This is a genomic window from Longimicrobium sp., from assembly GCA_036389795.1.
Classification (GTDB): domain Bacteria; phylum Gemmatimonadota; class Gemmatimonadetes; order Longimicrobiales; family Longimicrobiaceae; genus Longimicrobium.
The window spans coordinates 1-20,297 of record DASVWD010000143.1 but is presented as its reverse complement, the minus strand read 5'-3'; the positions used below and the strand labels follow the sequence as shown (position 1 = coordinate 20,297).

The window sequence follows — 20,297 nt, the reverse complement described above, 5'->3', positions numbered from 1 at the left end:
GCTTTCTGATAAAGCCTCACACAGAGGACACAGAGAACACAGAGAAACTTCAATCGCGTCTTCAGTTCCTCCGTGTTCTCTGTGTCCTCTGTGTGATTCCCAATCTGTTCGCAACCAGAACAATGCTCGGCAATCTGGTATGATTTGAGCAAAATGAAGATGCCGCTCCCGGAAGCTTCCGGAAGCGACCCTCGTTTCTTCGGCTCGGGATGGAGGTCGCGCCTTTGAGATCCAAGTTACCGCGCAGGGGAGCATCGCCCCTGTGCGTCCGTAGCTGCTGCTACTTCGTCTCCAGCCAGTTGTCGCCGACGCCGCTCTCCACCTTGAGGGGGACGGTGAGCTCGGCGGCGTTCTCCATGCGGTCGCGCACCAGTTCCAGGTAGGGCTCCTCCTGGCCGGCGGGGACCTCGAAGAGGAGCTCGTCGTGCACCTGCACCAGCATCTTCGCGGGGCTCTGCCTCGCCTCCAGCTCCTTCTGGATAGCGATCATGGCGATCTTTATCAGGTCGGCCGAGCTGCCCTGGATCGGGGCGTTGGTGGCCGCGCGCTCGCCGAAGGAGCGCACGTTGAAGTTGCGCGCGTTGATCTCGGGGATGTAGCGCCGCCGGCCCGTGAGCGTCTCCACGTAGCCGATGGTGCGCGCCTTCTCCATCTGCTCGTCCAGGTAGCGCCGCACCCCGGGGAAGCGCCGGAAGTACTCGTCGATGAACTCCTTGGCCTCGGCGGTGCTCATCCCCAGCTTCTGGCCGAGCGCGAAGGGGCCGATCCCGTAGATCACCGCGAAGTTCACCGTCTTGGCCCGGTCGCGCATCTCGCGCGTCACCGCGCCCGGGTCCACACCGAAGATGAGCGCCGCCGTCTGCCGGTGGATGTCGGCGCCCGCGCGGAACGCTTCCACGAACGCCTCGTCGCCCGAGTAGTGCGCCAGGATGCGCAGCTCGATCTGCGAGTAGTCGGCCGAGACGAAGCGCATCCCCTCCGCCGGGATGAAGCCGCGGCGGATCTCGGCCCCCATGTCGGTGCGGATCGGGATGTTCTGCAGGTTGGGGTCGGACGACGCCAGGCGCCCCGTGGCCGCCACCGTCTGGTTGAACGAGGTGTGGATGCGCCCCGTCTCGGGGTTCACGCTCCGCGGCAGCGCGTCGATGTAGGTGCCCAGCAGCTTGTCGATCTGCCGGTGCTGCATCAGCAGCTCGGGGAGGCGGTGCCCCTCGGCGGCCAGCGCCTGCAGCACGTCCACGTCGGTGCTGGCGCCCGTCTTGGTCTTCTTCACCACCGGCAGCCCCAGCTTGCCGAAGAGGATCTCGCGCAGCTGCGGCGTGGAGCCGATGTTGAACTCCTGCCCGGCCTCGGCGTAGATCGCCGCCTGCACCTCGCGCAGCTGGGCGCGCAGCTGCCCGCCCATCACCGCGAAGAAGCCCTCGTCGATGCGGATGCCGTTCCACTCCATCTCGGCCAGAACGGTGACCAGCGGCATCTCGATGTCGCGGAAGAGCCGGTCCAGGTGCAGCCGCTCCAGCTCGGGCCGGAAGCGTCCGTACAGCCTGAGCGCCACGTCGGCGTCCTCCGCCGCGTAGTCGGCCGCCCGGCGCAGCTCCACCTCCGCGAACTCGACCTGCGCCTTCCCTTTCCCCGTCACCTCGTCGTAGGCGATGGTCTTGTGGTCCAGGTGCTGGAGCGCCAGCGAGTCCAGCCCGTGCTCGCGGCGGCCCGGCTCCAGCAGGTAGCTGGCGACCATGGTGTCGAAGTCGATCCCGGCCAGCGCGATCCCCTCCCGGCGGAAGACCAGGAAGTCGTACTTGAGGTTCTGCCCCACCTTGCGCACCCCAGGGTCCTCCAGCAGCGCCACCAGCTCGCGCATCTCCGGCGACTCGAGCGCGGGGAGGTTCTTCGGCCCCTGCTGCTTCCGTGACTCGGGCGACGGGTCTCCCGCGCCGCCCAGCAGGTCGCCCTGCGCGGGGCTGGGCAGCCGATGGCGGAAGGGGAGGTAGAAGGCCTCGCCCTCCTTCAGCGCCAGCGAGATCCCGCACAGCTCCGCGCGCATCGGGTCGGTGCTGCTGGTCTCCGTGTCCACCGAGAAGAACCCCTGCTCGCGCGCGCGGCGCACCACCTCGAGCACCTGCGCGGGCGAGTCGAGCAGCTTGTAGTCCGTCGGCATCCGCTCGCGCTGCTTCTCCTCCTCGGGCGCGGCGTAATCGCGGATGAGCGTGTGGAACTCCAGCTCCAGGAACAGCTCGCGCAGCCGCGCGCGGTCGGGCTGCTGCAGCTGCATGCTCTCCAGGTCCAGCTCCAGCGGCAGGTCGGTGCGGATGGTGACCAGCTGCTTGGAGAGGAGGGCGTCGCCCCCGAACGCCTGCAGCGACTCCCGCGCGCGCTTGCCCTTGACCTCGGCGGCGTGGGCCAGGATCTCCTCCACGGGCCCGTACTCCTCGATCAGCTGGATCGCCGTCTTGGGCCCGATCCCGGGGACGCCGGGGACGTTGTCGCTGGAGTCGCCGATCAGCCCCAGGTAGTCGACCACGCGCTCGGGCGGCACCCCCAGGCGCTCGTGGGCGTTGCGCGTGTCCACCCACTCCTCCTCCACCGCCGCCGGGCCGCCGCGCCCCGGGTTCAGCAGGCACACGTGGGGGCGGATGAGCTGGTAGAAGTCCTTGTCGCCCGAGACGATCACGGCCTCCAGCCCCGCGTCGGCCGCCTTGTCCGCCAGGGTGCCGATCACGTCGTCGGCCTCGTAGCCCTCGAGCTCCAGCACGGGGATGCGGAACGCCTCCACCAGGGAGCGGATGCGCGGCAGCGACGCCTCCAGCTCGTCGGGCATCTTCTCGCGGGTGGCCTTGTAGGCGGGGTAGACGATGTGCCGGTCGCTGCTCCCCGCGTCGAACACCATCCCCAGGTAATCGGGCTCGTGCTTCTCGATCACCTTGAGCAGGAAGCGCGTCACCCCCCACGCGGCGGAGGTGTTCTCGCCCCGGGAGGAGACGAGCGGCCGCGACACCAGCGCGAAGAAGGCGCGGTAGATGAGCGCGTAGCCGTCGATCAGGTACAGTCGCGGGCGGGTCTTGTCGGGCTTTTCCACCATCGTCGTCGCGCGGAGAGGTCGGGCTCGGGTGTCCGGAGCGGGCGGAATCTATCCCCCGTGACGGGCGCCGGCAAAGCGTGCGCGACGGCTGGACGAACGGCGTCCCGCTGCACAGTTTGTGGCACCTCCACCCTTTCCGCGTGCCGCCATGCTCCCCTCGGAATCCATCCTCCCCCTCGGCTCTCCGGAAGGACGCGCCGTCGTGGCCGGGCTACGCGGCGCGCCCGGCGGTGTCACGGTGCTGCTGGGGAGCGCGATCTCGCAGTTCGATCCGAGCGGCGTCCCCACGGGAGGGGCATTCACCGCGGCGATCGGAGCGCACCTGGCCGAAGGCGCCGTCACCGACCGCGACACCCTGCTCGGCCTGCTCTGGGAGACCGCGTTCGAGCACGTGATGGAGCGCTGCCCGGAGCCGGAGGTCGTGCGCCGCGAGCTCTCGGCTGCGCTCTGCGCCACGCCGGCCAACGACGTGCACCGCGCGTTCGCCCGGCTGGCCGAGGCGGGCGTGGTGCGACACCTGGTCACCACGAACTACGACACGGGACTGGAGGCGGCGTTCAAGGAGTGCTGCCCGGCGCTGCCGCTCGCGCCGGTGCGGCGGAGGGCGGAAACGCGTGTGCTCGGCGGCGGCGAGCCGCACGTGCTGTTCAAGATCCACGGCTGCGCCCTCCCCGCGTTCGCGCGGAAGATGGCGTTCCGTCTGAGCGACGAGGCCGAGCTGCCACGGTGGAAGCGCGAGTTGCTCGGGCGACTGGTGGCCGGACGCCCGCTGCTGGTGGCGGGATACTCGGGCATGGACTTCGAGATCTGCCCCGTGTTGACCCGGATGGGCGCGTCGCGGATCGTCTGGCTAACCTTCGACCCGCTGACGGACAACGCCCGTGCCGTGGTGGACGAGGCCGACGCCGTGGTGCTGCAGGGAGACGTGCAGGTGCTCGTGGGGCAGTTGGGCGCGCCGTCTTCGGCGACGCGCAGCACGGCGTCGGCGGACGTTGTCGAGCGCATCTTTGCGGGAATGGACGCGCGGCGCCTGGACCTGTGGCGGGCGCGCATCTTCGGCGAGATCGGCTGCGGGAAGGAGGCCGAAGCGGCGGCAAGGCGGCTGCTCGACACCGCATCGTCGGAAGCGGAGCGTGCCGAGGCGCTGGCCGAGCACGCGCGCGCCATCTTCCACCTGGGACGCTACTTCGACGCCGCCGCCGAGTACCGCGAGGCCGCCGGGGCGTTCCGGCGGAGCGGCAGCGTGGCGGCGTTGCGGGGGGCGCTGCACGGGCTGGCGGAGTCCAGCCGGTGCGCCGGGCGCTTCGTGGACGCGTGGAAGGCGATCCGTGCCGTCGAGGATCTCGCGCGGAACACGCCCGACCCGGAGCAGCGCGCGGAGGCCGAGGTGAACGCGGCGGTGCTGCGCGTGACGCTGCGGCGGCACCTGTACCAGATCGCCTGCGCGCTCCCCGGCTCGCCCGGCGCGGCGGCGCTGCGAGAGGCCGCCGCGCGGGACCTGCGCGTCGTCGCCGCGCGTGCCGCGGCGAGGGGCGGATGGCTGTTCCTGGCGCAGGCCCGGCTCTGGGCCGATCGCTACGCGGTGCCGTGGGACCGGGTCTACACCGGCCCGATGCGGATCCTGGACGCGGGGAAGAGCTACGGGCAGCTCGGCTACGTTACCGCGAAGATGATGGCGCTGCGCGACCGGCTTGCGAAGGGCGACGTTCCCCCGGACGCCGCGAAGGAGGCGCAGCGCTACTTCGACACGCTGTACAAGATCGGCTCCATTCCCGAGGCCTGGAAGCTCGCCCACATGATCCGCCGCGTCCTCGGCCCGGGTGTGCTCAATGCTGAGGCGGAGAAACGGGCGCGCGACGCGAAGCGGCAGTGCCAGTACACGCCCCTCATGCGGCTCCTGCAGAAGATCGCCGGCTGAATCGGCGACTCTCGTGGATCGCACTGCCGTTCCGGCCACCGCACATCGCCGCCATCCCTGCATTCCGCCCGCCGCCGTCCCGGCCCTCCGGGCGCGCATCCTCATGCAACCCCGACGGCGGAACCCCCCCGTCCCGCGTGCTGGATCGCGCGCGGGGGATGTCCCATAATGTCCTGGTCCGCCGCTCGCGTCCCCAGCGCCCGGATGAGCTTTTCCGCTGCGTTCTCACGCGTGACCGTCTCCCGTCCCCGTCGTCAATCTCCCGAACACCGTCGCAAAACTGGTCGCCTCCGCGAGCGTCCGCCGAACGTGTGGGGATGGCGGACTTCGAGGCGCCGCAAGGGTTTTCGGGTTTCGCCCGTCGTGGCCCGCGGCCTGCCTTCTACGGGCGCCGCATCCCACGACCCGATCCCCGACCGACCCACCCGACACGCCGCAGGGACCCGATGGTAGCCGCCGCCTTTCCCGAACCGCTGTCCAGGCCGCGCCCGCGCCTGTGGAACGCCCCGCCCGCCCGCCCCGCCGTCAAGTGGCCCGAGCTGCGGGAGGTGATCGGCACCGAGCAGCTGCTCGAGGCGATCAACCGGGAGCTGGCGGCGCGGCAGGAGACCGCGTCCGTGCGCGTGGGCGCCGGCCGCTGGGAGATCGCCGAGTACTCGGCGGGGTGCAACTGGTCGGAGAGCAGCCTGATCGTGCGCGTGCACGGCTCCGCCGGCCCCGAGGTGTTCGCCGTGCTGCGCCAGGTGCTCGCCGACGTGCGCGCCCGCTACAACGTGGCCGGCGACGAGCCGGAACCCGCGGACGGGCGGCGCGGGTTCGATTGGACGGGCAGGAGCGAGCGGGACCTCCAGGCGAGCAGCCTTCCATGAGCGACCACGCGATCCGGTTCGACCCCGACCCCCTGGCCGAGCTGGTCGAGGCCGTCATCGCCGAGGGCCGCGCGCTGGGCGTCGCCCCCGAGGTGCTGCTGCGGATGACCGCCGAGGCGTTCGACTTCCTCGGCGCCCGCACCCCGCGCCCGCCGGTCGCCCGGACGGAAACGGCGCAGGCATAGCCAGGAAATCCATCCAGCAGCCGAAAGCGGCGGGGGAGGCGATCTGCCTCCTCCGCCGCTTCTTCAACAGAAAAAGCCTCACACGGAGTCAACGGAGGAAACGGAGAACCCCTTTGCAGTTCTCCGTTGACTCCGTTGACTCCGTTGACTCCGTTGACTCCGTGTGAGACATGCAGTTTGGATCCCGGCCGTCAGGCGACGCAGACGGAGGGTCGCCGGCCCGCCCGCGACGCAACACCGTGCGACCGCAAACCGCCTCCCGCTTGATGCAAACGTCCGGATGCGGCAGATTGGCAGCCGGTCCCGGCGGGCAGCGCGGCCGTTCGGCTCGCTGCCGCCCGCGGCGTCTCTTCCCCAACCCCGAGCGAACGATGTACGCACTCACCACCCGACGCGCCCGGCACGTGCTGGCGCCGCTCGCGGCCGCCGCGCTGCTGGCCGGCACCGCCGGGGCGCAGAACCGCCCCGCCCAGCCGGACGGCTACCTGGTGCCGCCCGCGCCGATCCCGCAGATCCTGGCCGCCGAGCCCACCCCCGGCGTGTCGGTGGCGCCGGGGCGGCGCACCCTCGCGCTCCTGGGGCGCGAGAACCTCCCCGGGATCTCCGACCTGTCCGAGCCGTGGCTGGGGCTGGCGGGCTTCCGCATCAACCCGCGCAGCAACGGCCCCGCCACCAGCCGGTTGGGCTTCCTGAACGGCATCACCTTCCAGGACGTGGAGGGCGGGGCCAAGCGCCAGGTGCGGCTCCCGCAGGGCGCGCGCGCGGCCTACACCGTGTGGTCGCCCGACGGGTCGAAGCTGGCCTTCGGCAACTTCACCGCCCAGGGGATCGAGCTGTGGGTGGCCGACGCCCGCACCGGGCAGGCCACGCGCCTGCTGCCGGCGGTGCTGAACGCCGCGGCGGGGACGCCGTTCCGCTGGCTCCCCGACGGCTCCGGGCTGCTGGCGCGGCGGGTGATCGCCGGCCGCGGGGCCGAGCCGCAGGCCTCGCGCGTGCCCGCCGGCCCGCTGGTGCAGGAGAACATGGGCCGCGCCTCGCCCAACCGCACCTACCAGGACCTGCTGCAGAGCCCGCACGACGAGCGGCTCTTCGACTACTACTTCACCGCCCAAGTGGTGCGCGTCCCCTTGAGCGGCGGCGCCCCCCAGCCCGTCGGGCAGCCGGGGGTGATCACCGACTTCAGCGTCTCGCCGAGCGGCCAGTACGTGCTGGTGACGCGCCTCAAGCGACCGTACAGCTACCTGGTGCCCTCGTCGCGCTTCCCGTACGAGGTGCTGGTGCTGGACGCGCGCGGGAACACGGTCAAGCGCGTCGCCGACATCCCGCTCACCGACAACCTCTCGCCCGCCTTCGACGCCGTCCCCACGGGGCCCAGGAGCGTCACCTGGCGCTCCGACGCCCCCGCCACCCTGGCGTGGGTGGAGGCGCAGGACGGGGGCGACCCCGCCCGCCAGGCCGCCGTGCGCGACCGCATGTTCGTGCTGGAGGCGCCCTTCACCGGGCAGCCGCGCGCGCTGGCCGACCTGGACCAGCGCTACGCCGGCGTGGTGTGGGGGCGCGACGACTTCGCGCTGGTGCTCACCCAGTGGTTCAACACACGGCGCGAGAAGCGCTGGGCGGTGGCCCCGGGGCGGCCCGGCGTGCAGCCGCGCCTGCTGCTGGAGCGCGGCGCGCAGGACCGCTACGCCGACCCCGGCTTCCCGGTGACCACCACCACCCCCAGCGGCCACTCGGTGATCCTGTTCTCGCCCGACGGCGGCTCGCTGTACCTGAGCGGCGAGGGCGCCTCGCCCAAGGGCGACTACCCGTTCCTGGACCGGATGAACGTGGCCAGCGGGCAGAGCGAGCGCCTCTGGCGCGCCGAGGACCCGTACTACGAGACCGTGGTCACGCTGCTCACCCCCGACGCGAGCCGCGTGCTCACCCGGCGCGAGTCGCTCACCGACCCGCCCAACTACTACGTCCGCACGCTCCCGGGCGGGCAGGCGCGGGCCATCACCAGCTTCCCCGACCCCGCGCCGCAGCTGGCCGGGATCCAGCGGCAGCTCGTCACCTACCGGCGCGCCGACGGCGTGCAGCTCTCCGCCACCCTGTACCTGCCGCCGGGCTACGACCCCCAGCGCGACGGGCGGCTGCCGGTGCTGATGTGGGCGTATCCGACCGAGTTCCGCGACGCCGCCTCGGCCGGGCAGGTGCAGGACTCGCCCAACCGCTTCTCGCGCCCGGGCGGGATCAGCCACCTGTTCCTCCTCACCCAGGGGTACGCCATCTTCGACAACCCCACCATGCCGATCGTGGGCGAGGGCGAGAAGGAGCCCAACGACACCTACATCGAGCAGCTGGTGGCCAGCGCCCAGGCCGCCGTCGACAAGGTGGTGGAGATGGGGGTGGGCGACCGCGACCGCATCGGGATCGGCGGGCACAGCTACGGCGCGTTCATGACGGCCAACCTGCTGGCGCACAGCGACCTGTTCCGCGCGGGGATCGCGCGCTCGGGGGCGTACAACCGCACGCTCACCCCGTTCGGCTTCCAGGCCGAGCAGCGCACCTACTGGCAGGCGACCGACACGTACACCAGGATGAGCCCGTTCACCTACGCGAACCGGATCAACGAGCCGATCCTGATGATCCACGGCGAGATGGACGACAACTCGGGGACCTTCCCGATCCAGAGCGAGCGGATGTACGCCGCGCTCAAGGGCCACGGCGCCACGGTGCGCTACGTGGTGCTCCCCTACGAGGCGCACGGCTACCGCGCCCGCGAGTCCACGCTGCACACTCTGGCCGAGATGGTGCGCTGGATGGACCGCTACGTGAAGAACGCCGGCCCGCGCCAGCAGCAGCCCGCCCAGCCCGCGACCAGCGCCTCGCGCAGCAACTGAGCGGCACCGGGATCGATCGGCGGAGGTGACGACGGGCGGCGGCTCCCCGGTGCGGGGCCGCCGCCCGCCGTTTGGTCGATTGTCCGACGCGCATCGGCGCATGCCGCGGCGGGGTGCCCCCCTCCCAGCCTCCCCCCGCAAGCGGTGGGAGGGGACGCGGGGGCGAGTCTCGCGCTTCTCATCACCGTCATCACACACGTCGTCTCGTAGGGGCGAGGCCTGCCTCGACCGCGCCGAGGCTGCCGCGACACCGAAACTCGCCATCCACCGCGGCACTCGTCGCCCGCGTGCGGTTGAAGCCTCGCGCGCGCCGATTCCACCCTCCGCGCCGACGGCCGTGGCGAGGCTTGCTGCGGTTGTTGCCGCGGCTTCAGCCGCCCTTCCGGCCCCACCGGACGCGCTAATCCTCCCCTAACCAACGATCTTCCTCCGCCCGCTGTAACCCTGCGCGTCGCAACCCCATAGCAGGTTGCCGTCGCACCCGGACACCCGAGAGGAAGACCGATGAAGATCCGATCCCTGGCGCTGGCGGTGGCGCTCCTGGCGCCGGCCCCGCTCCTGGCGCAGCAGGACCAGCCCCGCCCCGACCGGCCCGAGCGCCTCCGCATGGAGGGGCGCCACGAGGGAATGCACGGCCGCATGCGCGGCATGCGCCGCCCCCGCGGCAACCCGCTCCAGGGCCTGCTGGAGCGCCGCGAGCAGCTCCGCCTGACGACCGACCAGGTGCGCCGCCTGGAGACCATCCAGCAGCGCCTGGAGAGCCAGGCCCGCCCGCTGCGCGAGCGCATCACGGCCCTGCACGAGCAGGCGGTGCCGGGGCTGCGCGAGCGGCGCGGCGAGCCGGGCGAGCGCGGCGGCGAGCGGCCGCGGCTCACCCCCGAGCAGCGCCAGGCGCTGGAGCGCGCCCGCGAGCAGGCGCGCCCGCTGGCCGAGCAGCTCCGCGAGGCGCACCGCACCGCCATGCGCGAGGCGATGGACGTGCTCACCGACGCGCAGAAGCAGCAGATCCGCGAGTTGCGCCGCGAGCACGGCCGGCGCGGCGAGCGCGGCCGCCGCTTCCGCGGGGAGCGGGGCGAGCGCGAGCGCATCGAGCGCGGGGAGCGCGGCGAGCGTCCCCGGTCCTGAGCAGCCGGCGCCGGGTCCGACCCAAGGCGCACGGCATCACGGCCCGCCGGGAACCTTCCCGGCGGGCCGCTTTTCTTCATCGGCCGATCCGGGAAGAGGCCACCGGACCTGCATCACTACCGGATCAACTGATACCGGATTCCAGGAATCAGTGTGCAATCCGGTCCTTTCGCGAACCATACCATGTCATTCCGAGCGGCGCCGCGGCACCGATCCGGATTTCACACTTCAGCTGGGCGGCGCCCGAGGAATCTACTCACCCCGCCCGGACGCTGGCTCCATGCATCGGTCCGGCCTCCTGCCGGCCGCGAGTAGATTCCTCGGGAGCCCGGCCGACTTCGGTGGCAAACGCGAGATCAGCGCATCGGGCTCCACTCGGAATGACAGCTTCCCAATGCACAGCGAATCTCGAAAACGGTATGAATCCGAAAAGACCTGCCTCACGCAGGTCGGCGGTCAGGGGAGAGGTTTCTCTGCTGATTCCGCTGACTCTGCGTGAGGCCTGCCGTTTTCCGGGTCAGCCCTGGTCCGTACGCGTGCCTCGCAGGCGCTCGACCAGGGCGGCCATGTCGTCCGGCAGGGGGGCCTCGAAGGCGAGCGCCGCGCCGGTGGACGGGTGGGCGAAGGAGAGGCGGGACGCGTGCAGCGCCTGCCGCCCGATCAGCCCCGCGCCCGCGCGGCCGTACTGGCGGTCGCCCAGGACGGGGTGGCCGGCGTGCAGCATGTGCACGCGCACCTGGTGCGTGCGGCCCGTGTCGAGCTCCAGCTCCAGCAGCGTGGCCGCGGGGAAGCGCTCCACCACGCGGAAGCGGGTGCGCGCGGGCTCGCCGTCGGGGCGCACGGAGCGCAGGTGGGGCGCGCGCGGGTGCGGGCCGATCGGCGCGTCGAGCACCCCGGCGTCTTCGGCGACGGAGCCCTCCACCAGGGCCAGGTAGACGCGGACCAGCTCGCGCTCGCGCAGCTGCCGGTCCAGCCGCTGGTGCGCGTCGGCGGACTTGGCGAAGAGCACCAGCCCCGAGGTGTCGCGGTCGATGCGGTGCACGGGGCGCACCTTGGCGCGCAGGCCCTGCCGCTGGAAGTGGTGCGCCACGCCGTGCGAGAGGGTGGCCTTCTGCTCGGGCGAGGTGGGGTGGACGAGGACGCCGGCCGGCTTGTCGAGCACCAGCACGTCGGCGTCTTCGTGGACGACGGAGAGCTCCATCGCCACGGGCTCCAGGCCGGCCTCCTCCTCGTAGCGCACGCGCGCGGCCACCACGTCGCCCGCCTTCACCTTGCGGCCCAGGAACGCGGGGCGGCGGTTCAGCAGGATCCCCCTGGCCCGGGTGAGCTTCTGGATCATCCGCCGCGAGATCCCCATGGTCCCGGTGAGGACCTCCTGCACGGTGCGCCCCGCCTCGCCCTCGCCCACCGTGTGCTCCGTCCACCGACCGCCTCCCGGCTCCCGTCCCGCCAAGGCTCTCCTCCCGCGTCGCCGTCCGCCGTCGATCCCGCCCTGCGTGCAGCATCCGTACTCGCGGGGACAAGATGGGGAGAAGGCCCGGCGGGCGCACCTCCGCCCCGTGGAGGAGAAGAGGACGGGGAAGAGAAATTCCTTTTGCGCCGACGGGCGCTCGCTTAGCTTCGTCGGGGCCGCTTCGGCTCCCCTCGCGGCACCCTCCGGCGGCCCGGCGCGCACGCCCGGGCTCCCTCGCCTCCTCACCATTCCCACGGACGGAGATTCCATGGCCCGCAAGATCGTCACGCACTACGCCGTCTTCCACAACGTCGGCGGCACGTCGTCGGTGGTGGTCTACTACCAGGGCGGCGGCGCCGACACCATCGCCAACCTCCCGCTGGCCGAGGCGCGCCACGTGGTGGACCTGCTGCGCAACGAGAAGCCGATGTCGTACGACGCCGACCTCAAGCGCCTCTCCACCTACAACCCCGAGCCGGTCGGGGAGGGGGAGTAGATGGCCCGCAAGACGGTCGCGAGCTACGCGGCCTTCCAGAACGTGGGCGGCACCGTGTCGGTGGTGGTCTACTACGCCGAGGGCGGGGCCGACACCATCGCCGGGCTGGGGAGCGAGGAGTCGGAGTACGTGCTCGACCTCCTGCGCAACGAGAAGCCGGTCACCTACGACGCCGCGCTCAAGCGGCTCTCCACCTCCACCATGGAGCCGGTGGGCGAGACGGAGGCCGCGCCCGACCTGGCGGCCTGGCTCGCCGCGCACCCGGCGGTCTGCTCGGCGCTGGTGTGGGAGTCGCCGTCGGGCGCGCTGGCGTACCCGGGGTGGCCGCAGTCCCGCAAGGACGCGCTGCGGGCCGCCTTCCTGGGCGCCTGGAACCGCCAGCCCACGGGGCTCGCCGACCCGCCCGCCAACCTGGCGGCGCTCGCCGACAACGCCTTCCCCACCACGGTGATCTCCGAGGCGCAGGCGTGGGGGCTCTTCGCCGCGCACGTGGGGCTGTCGCTGGCGATCGAGCTGGGCCAGTGGGTGCCGTGGTCGCTCACCGGCTACCCGGCCGACCAGCTCCCGTACCTGCTGGACAGCCGCGAGATGTTCCGCTGGCGCGCGGCCCAGTCCGGGTACGAGGTGGAGTTCTCGAAGGGCGCGGCCACGCCCGCCCCGCCGGACGTGGTCTTCGCCTTCCTGGGAACGCAGGGGCTCATCGGGCACGACCGCCTGTCCACGCTGGGGAAGCTGCTGGAGTGGTCGCGGGCGAACCTGATCCACTTCTCGGGGCCGTACGAGGCCGGGAACATGGAGGCGCAGTGGCAGTACCGCGGCCTCCCGCCCGTGTCGCGCGTGATCTCCGGCACTCCCACCACCGGGAACGCCACCATCCGCAACCGCACGGGCGGGTGCTGGGGGACCACGGGGTTCCTGCGCGCGCTGCTGCGGGTGCTGAACGTCCCCGCGCGCCTGGTGACGGCGGGCGGGCACGCGATCCCGCACTTCGTCTCCGAGGGGCGCTACCTGACGCACGGCGACGACCCGTACAACGCGCTCACCCGGTGCACGCCGCCGTACCCGGCCGGGGAGCTGCTGATCGACCAGGCCCGCTTCGACGCCTGGTTCGGCGCGGGGGTCCCCGACGCGCAGAAGAGCAACAACGTGGGCCGGCGCCCGCGCGAGCTGGCCATCCAGCACCTGCCGAACTACCTGCTGCGCGAGCACTGCGAGGACCTGGCGGCCAATCGCCCGCACACCGAGAGCGAGGTGCTGGAGACGCTGCGCAACTGGACTGTGGCCGAGCTGGAGGCGGCGCAGCTCTGGCAGCGGATGGACGCGAAGATCGCCGGGATGGGCGGCTGCGCGAACGTCCCCTTCAGCTGATCATCGAATCCGGTAAAAGACTTTTCTCACGCCAGAGCAGCAGAGTCAGCAGAGAACACCTTCGTTTTCCTCTGCTGACTCTGCTGCTCTGCGTGAGTCCTGAAGTTTTTCCGAATCTGACACGAGACCGCCGCGCCGGCTTCGGGCGCGGTTTCTCGCCGCGCCCCGGCGCGCTATGATGTCCCTCCCCTCATCTCCGATCCACCGATCCCAGGAGGAACCCGTGATCCGATCCCTCGTCAGCGCGGCGGCGGCCACGGCTGCGCTGCTCCTCGCGTCGGCGTCCGACTCGCACGCCCAGCGCGCGGCCGCCACCAACTACCCCCTGCGCGGCTCGGGGACGGTGGTGCTGCGCGCGGCGCGGCTGATCGACGGCACCGGCGCGGCGGCCGTGCAGAACGGCGTGGTGGTGGTCACCGACGACCGCATCGTGGCCGTGGGGCGGCAGGGGAGCGTGGCCGAGCCCGCCGGCGCGCGGGTGATCGACCTGGGCGACGCCACCCTGCTCCCCGGCTTCATCGACGCGCACGTGCACATCATCGGGCGCACGCTGGGCGACCCCGCGGGCGACGACGCGTCCGTGCGCGACCTGCCGGCGGTGGGACCGATCCTGGGGGTGGAGAACGCGCGCCGCACGCTGATGGCGGGCTTCACCACGGTGCGCAACGCGGGCTCCGACGGCTTCGCCGACGTGGCGCTGCGCAACCTGATCAACCAGGGCTTCGTGATCGGCCCGCGCATCCTGGCCAGCGGGCACGCGCTGGGGATCACCGGCGGGCACTGCGACGAGAACGGCTTCCGCCCGGGGGTCGTGGAGGCCGACTGGCGCTCCGGCGTGGCCAACGGCGAGAGCGAGGTGATGGCGGCGGCGCGCTACCAGGTGAAGTACGGCGCCGACGTGATCAAGACCTGCGCGACGGGGGGCGTGCTCTCGGAGGGCGACGCGGTGGGGGTGCAGCAGTACACCTTCGACGAGATGAAGGCCATCGTCGACGAGGCCCGGCTGCTGGAGCGCAGGGTGCTGGCGCACGCGCACGGCACCGAGGGGATCAAGGTGGCGGTGCGCGCGGGCGTCGCCTCCATCGAGCACGGCTCGTTCCTGGACGAGGAGGGGGCGCGGATGATGGCCCAGCGCGGCACCTTCCTGGTGCCCACCCTCTCGGCGGGCGAGACGGTGCTCCGGGCGGCGGACTCGGGGGTGCTCACGGGCCTCCGGGCGGAGAAGGCGCGCGCCGCCGGGAACGCGATGCGCAACGCCATCCGCACGGCGGTGCGCCTGGGGGTGCCGGTGGCGCTCGGCACCGACGCGGGGGTGGGCGCGCACGGCGCCAACGGCCACGAGTTCACGCTGATGGTGGACTGGGGCGGGATGACGCCGATGCAGGCGATCGTGGCCGGCACCCGCAGCGCGGCGAAGCTGCTGGACGTGGACGACCGGGTGGGGACGCTCGCGGCCGGGAAGCTGGCCGACGTGGTGGCGGTGCGCGGCGACCCGCTGCGCGACGTGCGCGCGCTGGAGAACGGCGTGGTGTTCGTGATGAAGAACGGTGTGGTGCACCGGCAGCCGTAGGGTAGGACGTCGCGAGCAGGCTCCGGCGCGGCGGCGGGGGCCCTCACCCGCCGCCTTGGAGCGGCAACCCTCTCCCAACTTCGGGAGAGGGTGGACTTTACGACTTCGGTGCGGGGATCGGGACCGGTGCCGGCTGTTCCCTGTAACCGGTTCCCTGTCCCCTGACGTTCGCGTGAGGGATGCGCGCCCGGAGGGCCGGGACGCCGCCGCCACAGGGGTATCGTGGCGGCGGTGGCCCGGCGCCGTTGGGCACGGTCGTATCGTGCCCTACGGCGCGCGCAGCCCGGCCCGGAGCGCAGCGGAGGGACACGCCCACCTCCGATGTTCCCGTTGTCTCAATGCGCGAGGGCATGCGGCCTGCCACGGATGCGGACGGTTAAGCCCGTGCGTCGGAGGTGGAGCGGAGGTGCGCTTGTCTGTCGAAGAGACGCGGGTGCGGGAGCCGGAGCCGGAGCCGGACGCCTGGACGCGCCGCATGCGGCGGGGGGAGTGGGCGGCGGCGTGGGAGATCAGCGACGCGGTGCTGCGCGCGCGCGCCGGCGTGCCGTGCTGGCACCTGCCGCGCCACGAGCAGTACGTGTGGGACGGCACGCCGCTGGAGGGCAGGCGCGTGCTGGTGCGGTGCTACCACGGCCTGGGCGACACCATCCACTTCATCCGCTACGCGCCGCTGGTGAAGGCGCTCGCCGCGGAGGTGACCGTCTGGGTGCAGCCGCGGCTCCTGCCGCTGCTCGCTACGGCGCGCGGCATCGACCGGCTGCTGCCGCTGCACGACGGCGCGCCGGAGGTGGAGTACGACGTGGACGTGGAGCTGATGGAGCTGCCCCACGTCTTCCGCACCACGCTCGCGAGCATCCCCGCGGAGGTGCCCTACCTGCACGTGGAGCCGGCGCCGCCGCCGCGCGACGGGAGGCTGGCGGTGGGGCTGGTGTGGGGGTCGGGGGAGTGGGACGACCGCCGCTCCGTTCCCTTCCCGCTCCTGGCCCCGCTGGCCGAGGTGCCGGGCGTGGCCCTGCACGTCCTGCAGAGCGGCCCCGCGCTGGAGGAGCGGCCGCCGGGCTTCGGCACGCTCTCGGGCACCGGCTCCCCGCTGGGTGACGCGCGGGTGATGCGGGCGCTGGACCTGGTGGTCTCGGTGGACAGCATGCCCGCGCACCTGGCGGGGGCGCTGGCGGTCCCCACCTGGACGCTGCTGCACGCCGACGCCGACTGGCGCTGGATGGAGGGGCGCGACGACTCGCCCTGGTACCCCACCATGCGCCTCTTCCGGCAGGAGCGGCCCGGCCAATGGGCCCCCGTGATCGCGCGCGTCGCCGCCGAGCTGGAGAGGCTTGTAACGGGATGACGAATTGAACCGCAGCGACGCTGCGGGGATCGGGAGGAGCAGAGCGAGGCGTGGACTACAGCAGACGCCGAATCGTCTCCATCGGCAGATAGAGGTTCAGGTGATTGTCCTCGAACGCCTCGAACCCGTACCTCACGTAGAAGTCCCGGGCCTTGTCGTGCTTCGCCACGACTTCCATCGCGAAGACGCCGACGATGTCGGCAGCCGCTGCCGCGCGGCGGAAAGCGTCGAACAACAGTAGCTCGCCCAGTCCCTCTCCGCGTACCGAGAGGTCGCTGGCCAGCCGCCCGAGGTGCACCACGGGCACCGGGTAGTGGGGGAGCCGCCGCCGCACCCGCTCGGGCAGACGCTCGAAGCCCACAGCCCCGCTCGAGAGGGTGTAGAAGCCGACGACCCGGAGGTCTTCGGGCCTGGTCGCAACGTAGGTGCGGCTGACGTTGCGCTCCTGGTTTTGCCTGGCGTGCCGGCGCAGGAATTCGTTCAGCGCCGGCTCCCCACAATCGAACGCGGCGCGGTCGTGCTGCCGCGCCAGGGCTTCGAAGATGAACCCCACCGGCGTCAGGCCCGCTTCCGCCGCGGTTCCCGCTGCACGGCCAGTTCGGCGTACCGCCGGGCGGCACGCCGGAGCGCCTCGTTAGGCTCGGGCGGGTCGTCCAGCAACGCGAGGAAGCGGTCACGGTCTCGATCGGAGAGGATCGTGAGCTCATGCGCCTGCACCACCTGCCGCGCGTCGCGTACGAGCGCTGATAGCGCGTAAGAAGTCACGGTTTCCCCCGAGTATCGGGCCGCCCGCTCGATAAGCCTTTTGATCGACGGGTCGACGCGGAAGCTCAACCGCGCCGCTCCTCCGGATTCGGTCTGCTCGCGGCCCGTGTCGATCAGGTCCACGTCCTCTTCCTTCCGCTGTGTATTCGGCGCACGTTTCCGCCCGCGACCGCTGGCCATGCTCACCTCCTTGCGTGTGGCAAAATGCCACACGCAAGATCGACTCCGCCAGGGCAATGTCAAGCCGCGGAAAGGTAGCCCTGATGGTCGGAGAAGGCGAGCAAGAAGCGCGGCCAAGGTAACCGGCGAAGCAGCGGGGGGCAAGCCTTTTACGCCCTGGCGTGTGGAATGCGCCATCGGTAGAACAGAGGGAATTCTCTGATAATGCGAGCAATCAGTGAACAGCGCCTTCCGCGAGCGCGCCACCGTCGACGACTGGGAGTGAGCCGCGGGCGCGGCGTGGACGGCGGATGGCGATCGTGAAGGGGACGGCCTGAAGCCGTCTCCTTTCGCTTGATCTCACGCGAGAGTCGAGAGGTAGATCGCCAGCGCGCCGCCCAGGGTGACGCGCAGGTTGTCGTCCACCGGCAGGTCGAGGAGCTCGAGCACGGCCGCCGCCACCGCGCCGACGACGGCAGGGAGCGGAGCCAGCCCGGGATCGAGCCGGGCGACCGCGAGCGCGACCGCCAGGTTCACGGCCAGCCCCGCCGCGAAGCCTTCCCAGCTCTTCCCCGAGCGCGTGCGGTGCCGCCCCCAGCGCCTGCCGACCAGCGCGGCCGCCGCGTCGCCCAGGCCGTTGAACAGCATCGCCGCCACGGCCACCGGTTTGGGGAAGACGGCCACGGCCAGCGCGTACGCCACCACCATGTAGGTGGCGCCGGTGAAGCGGCGGCGCTCGTGGTGGCGCAGCATCGGGCGGACGAAGCGCAGCATCCAGTAGCGCGCCGGCCGCCACCGGAGCCGCGTCACGTCGATCGCCACGGCGGCCGCCGCCAGCGGCACCAGCACGGCGACCGCCGCCCCGCGCGGCACCAGCCACACCAGCAGCGGCAGCGCGGCCGAGGAGACGTGGATCGCCTTCCGCGCCAGCTCGCGCCTCATCCGTCCCGTCGTGGGTTGCAGAGGGAGTTTTCGCCCCGGAAGCCTCACCCGGTGTCGCGCAGGAACCCGATCATCAGCTCGCTGACGCGCCCGGGGGCGTCGGAGAGCACCCAGTGGCTGGCCTCGGGGAGGCGCACGACGCGCAGGTTCGGGACGTGCGGCTCCAGCCCCTCGGTGTTCTCCACGTTCAGCGCGCGGTCCTTCTCCCCCCAGATCACCAGCGTGTGCGCCTCGACGGTGCGCGTCTTCGGGCGTTTGGTGCGGCGCGCGGCGCGGTAGTAGTTGACCATGGCGGTGAGCGCGCCGGAGCGCGCGGCGGCTTCCTTGTAGCGGCGGACATCCTCGTCGGTGTAGGCGCCCGGGCGCGCGGGGTCGCCCCGGAAGATGCGCTGCAGCGCGGCGAAGTCGTTGGCTCTGAGCGCGGCCTCGGGGAGGAGGGGGAGCTGGAAGAACATGCCGTACCACACCTTGAGCACCTGCCTGGGCTTGCGGAGCTCGCGCGCGAACACCCGCGGGTGCGGCGCGTTGAGCACCACCAGCCGGTCCACCAGCTCCGGCCGCAGCATCGCCAGCCACCAGCCGACGATGCCGCCCCAGTCGTGCCCGGCCAGGTGCGCCTTCGCCGCGCCCAGGTGGCGGATGAGCGCGGCGGCGTCGTCCACCAGCTCGGTCACGGCGTAGCTCGCGATCCCCTCCGGCTTGTCCGACAGGTTGTAGCCGCGCAGGTCGGCGGCGACCACGCGGAAGCCGGCCGCGGCGAGCGCGGGGATCTGGTGGCGCCACGCGTACCAGAACTCGGGGAAGCCGTGCAGGAGCAGGACGAGCGGCCCCGTCCCCATCTCCACCCAGTGCAGCCGCACGCCGTTCACCACCGCCTCGTGGTGCGTCCAGGGCTCCGCCTCCGCCATCCGCTTCCCCTCCTCTCCGGGTCCCCCGCGTCTCCCCGCCCGGGCGGGACCGCAAGCATGGCGCCGCGCGGCCAGGCGCGGCAAGGGGAGCGCGACTTGCGCGCGCGGAGGGCCCGGGGCAGATTGGCGCGACCTCGAGGGTGGTTCTCCCGGGCGTGCGGGGCGAAATGGCGGCCGTGCCGGTGGTGGTCTTCTCCGATTTCACGTGCCCCTTCTCGTACGTCACCGAGGCCGTGCTCCGGCGCCTGGAGGGCGAGGGGCTGGCGGCGCCGGCGTACGCCGCCTTCGAGCTGTACCCGGCCCCCGCGCCGCTCCCGCCGCCGGACGCGGCCCCGGTGGAGGCGGCGCGGCCGCTGGCGGAGGCCGCGGGCGTGGAGCTGCGCCCGCCCGCCGCGGGCGCGCGGACGCGCAAGGCGCACGAGGCCGCGAAGTTCGCCGGGCAGCGCGGCGTGGAGCGGGAGATGCGCGAGGCGCTCTTCGCCGCGTACTTCCGCGACGGGCGCGACGTGGGGCGCATCGACGTGCTGGTGGAGCTGGGCGCGGCGCTGGGGCTGGACCTCTCGGAGCTGAAGGCCGTGCTCGACGTCGACGGCATGACGGCCGAGGTGGAGCGCGACGAGGCGCTGGCCCGGCGCGCCGGCGTCACCGCCACGCCCGTGCTGCTCGTGGGGCAGCCGCCGAAGATCGAGGTGCTGGCGGGCGCGCAGGGCTACCGGGCCCTGCGCGAGGCGCTGGAGCGGGCGGCGGAGGGATGATGGCCGGGCGCGGACGGACGCCGCGCCTTTCCGCTGATCAGGGTGAACCGACGACGATGTCAGACTACGAGCGCAGCACGGTGCTGCCGATCCGCGAGGTGTTCCAGCGGGCCGACGCCATCCTGACGGAGCGGGCGGAGCTGGCCCGCAGCGAGGAGTCGCGCCACCACGCCACCTACACCGGCGGCGAGGGGACGGTGGTGGTCGAGGCGCACCGCCACGGCCCCTCCACCCTGGTGACGGTGCGCACCGACCGCCTGCGCACCTCCAAGGTGGACGGCGTGGTGCGCCACTTCCTCAACCAGCTCCCCTACCAGTGGGGCGACCCGCCGCGGGAGTGATACCATTTCGCAGGGAATCGTTCGGGTATCAGCCCTGAAAAGGTCTCACACAGAGGGCACAGAGAACACAGAGGAACAGCGGAAGAGATTGAAGTTCTCTCCGTGTCCTCCGTGTCCTCTGTGTGATGCCAATCTGT

17 protein-coding genes are annotated in these 20,297 nt (G+C 72.1%); 11 read left to right on the top strand and 6 right to left on the bottom strand.

Annotated elements, in window-relative coordinates; all coding sequences use genetic code 11:
* Nucleotides 1–280 precede the first annotated feature (280 nt).
* Nucleotides 281–3,079, bottom strand: coding sequence for a DNA polymerase I (gene polA, locus VF746_20115; protein HEX8694742.1), 2,799 nt, complete (start codon nucleotides 3,077–3,079; stop codon nucleotides 281–283).
* Nucleotides 3,080–3,281: 202 nt separating this feature from the next.
* Between polA and VF746_20110 the strand changes: the two genes are divergently transcribed.
* The 5 genes from VF746_20110 (at nucleotide 3,282) to VF746_20090 (ending at nucleotide 10,058) form a co-directional block, all read left to right on the top strand.
* Nucleotides 3,282–4,997: an SIR2 family protein gene (locus tag VF746_20110; GenBank protein HEX8694741.1), complete on the top strand. Its 1,716-nt coding sequence runs from the start codon at nucleotides 3,282–3,284 to the stop codon at nucleotides 4,995–4,997.
* 446 nt (nucleotides 4,998–5,443) lie between these two features.
* Nucleotides 5,444–5,866, top strand: a complete 423-nt coding sequence (locus VF746_20105; GenBank protein ID HEX8694740.1) for a hypothetical protein — start codon at nucleotides 5,444–5,446, stop codon at nucleotides 5,864–5,866.
* Nucleotides 5,863–6,051 carry a hypothetical protein gene (locus VF746_20100; protein ID HEX8694739.1) on the top strand — a complete coding sequence of 63 codons (189 nt, stop codon included), beginning with the start codon at nucleotides 5,863–5,865 and terminating at the stop codon, nucleotides 6,049–6,051. The genes VF746_20105 and VF746_20100 overlap by 4 nt, the downstream gene beginning before the upstream one ends.
* A 371-nt stretch (nucleotides 6,052–6,422) precedes the next feature.
* Nucleotides 6,423–8,933 (top strand): prolyl oligopeptidase family serine peptidase, encoded by a 2,511-nt coding sequence (locus VF746_20095; protein ID HEX8694738.1) that lies wholly within the window; start codon nucleotides 6,423–6,425, stop codon nucleotides 8,931–8,933.
* A gap of 504 nt (nucleotides 8,934–9,437) precedes the next feature.
* Nucleotides 9,438–10,058, top strand: coding sequence for a hypothetical protein (locus VF746_20090; protein HEX8694737.1), 621 nt, complete (start codon nucleotides 9,438–9,440; stop codon nucleotides 10,056–10,058).
* A gap of 517 nt (nucleotides 10,059–10,575) precedes the next feature.
* On the opposite strand, the gene VF746_20085 is transcribed toward VF746_20090, so the two are convergent.
* Nucleotides 10,576–11,511: an RluA family pseudouridine synthase gene (locus VF746_20085; GenBank protein HEX8694736.1), complete on the bottom strand. Its 936-nt coding sequence runs from the start codon at nucleotides 11,509–11,511 to the stop codon at nucleotides 10,576–10,578.
* A 268-nt stretch (nucleotides 11,512–11,779) separates the two neighbouring features.
* Here VF746_20085 and VF746_20080 point away from each other — a divergent pair, with 268 nt between their 5' ends.
* The 4 genes from VF746_20080 to VF746_20065 all read left to right on the top strand — a co-directional run bounded on the left by VF746_20080 (nucleotide 11,780) and on the right by VF746_20065 (nucleotide 16,290).
* A complete protein-coding gene (locus tag VF746_20080; GenBank protein ID HEX8694735.1) occupies nucleotides 11,780–12,007 on the top strand; it encodes a hypothetical protein in 228 nt (75 codons plus the stop codon).
* A complete protein-coding gene (locus VF746_20075) occupies nucleotides 12,008–13,375 on the top strand; it encodes a hypothetical protein (protein HEX8694734.1) in 1,368 nt (455 codons plus the stop codon).
* Nucleotides 13,376–13,598: 223 nt separating this feature from the next.
* Complete coding sequence (locus tag VF746_20070; protein ID HEX8694733.1) at nucleotides 13,599–14,945, top strand: amidohydrolase family protein; 1,347 nt, start codon at nucleotides 13,599–13,601, stop codon at nucleotides 14,943–14,945.
* A gap of 412 nt (nucleotides 14,946–15,357) precedes the next feature.
* On the top strand, nucleotides 15,358–16,290 hold the full coding sequence (locus VF746_20065) for a hypothetical protein (protein HEX8694732.1): 933 nt from the start codon (nucleotides 15,358–15,360) through the stop codon (nucleotides 16,288–16,290).
* 55 nt (nucleotides 16,291–16,345) lie between these two features.
* Here the strand turns inward: VF746_20065 and VF746_20060 are convergent, their stop codons facing one another.
* From VF746_20060 to VF746_20045, 4 genes are all read right to left on the bottom strand, one after another.
* Nucleotides 16,346–16,843: a GNAT family N-acetyltransferase gene (locus tag VF746_20060; GenBank protein HEX8694731.1), complete on the bottom strand. Its 498-nt coding sequence runs from the start codon at nucleotides 16,841–16,843 to the stop codon at nucleotides 16,346–16,348.
* 5 nt (nucleotides 16,844–16,848) lie between these two features.
* Entirely contained in the window at nucleotides 16,849–17,178 is a 330-nt protein-coding gene (locus tag VF746_20055; GenBank protein HEX8694730.1) for a DUF1778 domain-containing protein, read from the bottom strand.
* A gap of 396 nt (nucleotides 17,179–17,574) precedes the next feature.
* Nucleotides 17,575–18,156, bottom strand: coding sequence for an SEC59/DGK1/VTE5 family protein (locus VF746_20050; protein ID HEX8694729.1), 582 nt, complete (start codon nucleotides 18,154–18,156; stop codon nucleotides 17,575–17,577).
* A gap of 44 nt (nucleotides 18,157–18,200) precedes the next feature.
* Nucleotides 18,201–19,064: an alpha/beta hydrolase gene (locus VF746_20045; protein ID HEX8694728.1), complete on the bottom strand. Its 864-nt coding sequence runs from the start codon at nucleotides 19,062–19,064 to the stop codon at nucleotides 18,201–18,203.
* Nucleotides 19,065–19,231: 167 nt separating this feature from the next.
* Here VF746_20045 and VF746_20040 point away from each other — a divergent pair, with 167 nt between their 5' ends.
* Nucleotides 19,232–19,819 carry a DsbA family protein gene (locus VF746_20040; protein ID HEX8694727.1) on the top strand — a complete coding sequence of 196 codons (588 nt, stop codon included), beginning with the start codon at nucleotides 19,232–19,234 and terminating at the stop codon, nucleotides 19,817–19,819.
* 56 nt (nucleotides 19,820–19,875) lie between these two features.
* A complete protein-coding gene (locus VF746_20035) occupies nucleotides 19,876–20,160 on the top strand; it encodes a hypothetical protein (GenBank protein HEX8694726.1) in 285 nt (94 codons plus the stop codon).
* The last annotated feature ends 137 nt before the right edge of the window (nucleotides 20,161–20,297 follow it).

What these genes read in the sequence shown, in the direction of transcription:
- polA (HEX8694742.1), bottom strand. Translation starts at nt 3,079, where the DNA reads ATGGTGGAAAAGCCCGACAAGACCCGCCCGCGACTGTACCTGATCGAC.
- VF746_20095 (HEX8694738.1), top strand. Translation starts at nt 6,423, where the DNA reads ATGTACGCACTCACCACCCGACGCGCCCGGCACGTGCTGGCGCCGCTC.
- VF746_20075 (HEX8694734.1), top strand. Translation starts at nt 12,008, where the DNA reads ATGGCCCGCAAGACGGTCGCGAGCTACGCGGCCTTCCAGAACGTGGGC.
- VF746_20105 (HEX8694740.1), top strand. Translation starts at nt 5,444, where the DNA reads ATGGTAGCCGCCGCCTTTCCCGAACCGCTGTCCAGGCCGCGCCCGCGC.
- VF746_20035 (HEX8694726.1), top strand. Translation starts at nt 19,876, where the DNA reads ATGTCAGACTACGAGCGCAGCACGGTGCTGCCGATCCGCGAGGTGTTC.
- VF746_20090 (HEX8694737.1), top strand. Translation starts at nt 9,438, where the DNA reads ATGAAGATCCGATCCCTGGCGCTGGCGGTGGCGCTCCTGGCGCCGGCC.
- VF746_20100 (HEX8694739.1), top strand. Translation starts at nt 5,863, where the DNA reads ATGAGCGACCACGCGATCCGGTTCGACCCCGACCCCCTGGCCGAGCTG.
- VF746_20050 (HEX8694729.1), bottom strand. Translation starts at nt 18,156, where the DNA reads ATGAGGCGCGAGCTGGCGCGGAAGGCGATCCACGTCTCCTCGGCCGCG.
- VF746_20045 (HEX8694728.1), bottom strand. Translation starts at nt 19,064, where the DNA reads ATGGCGGAGGCGGAGCCCTGGACGCACCACGAGGCGGTGGTGAACGGC.
- VF746_20040 (HEX8694727.1), top strand. Translation starts at nt 19,232, where the DNA reads ATGGCGGCCGTGCCGGTGGTGGTCTTCTCCGATTTCACGTGCCCCTTC.
- VF746_20080 (HEX8694735.1), top strand. Translation starts at nt 11,780, where the DNA reads ATGGCCCGCAAGATCGTCACGCACTACGCCGTCTTCCACAACGTCGGC.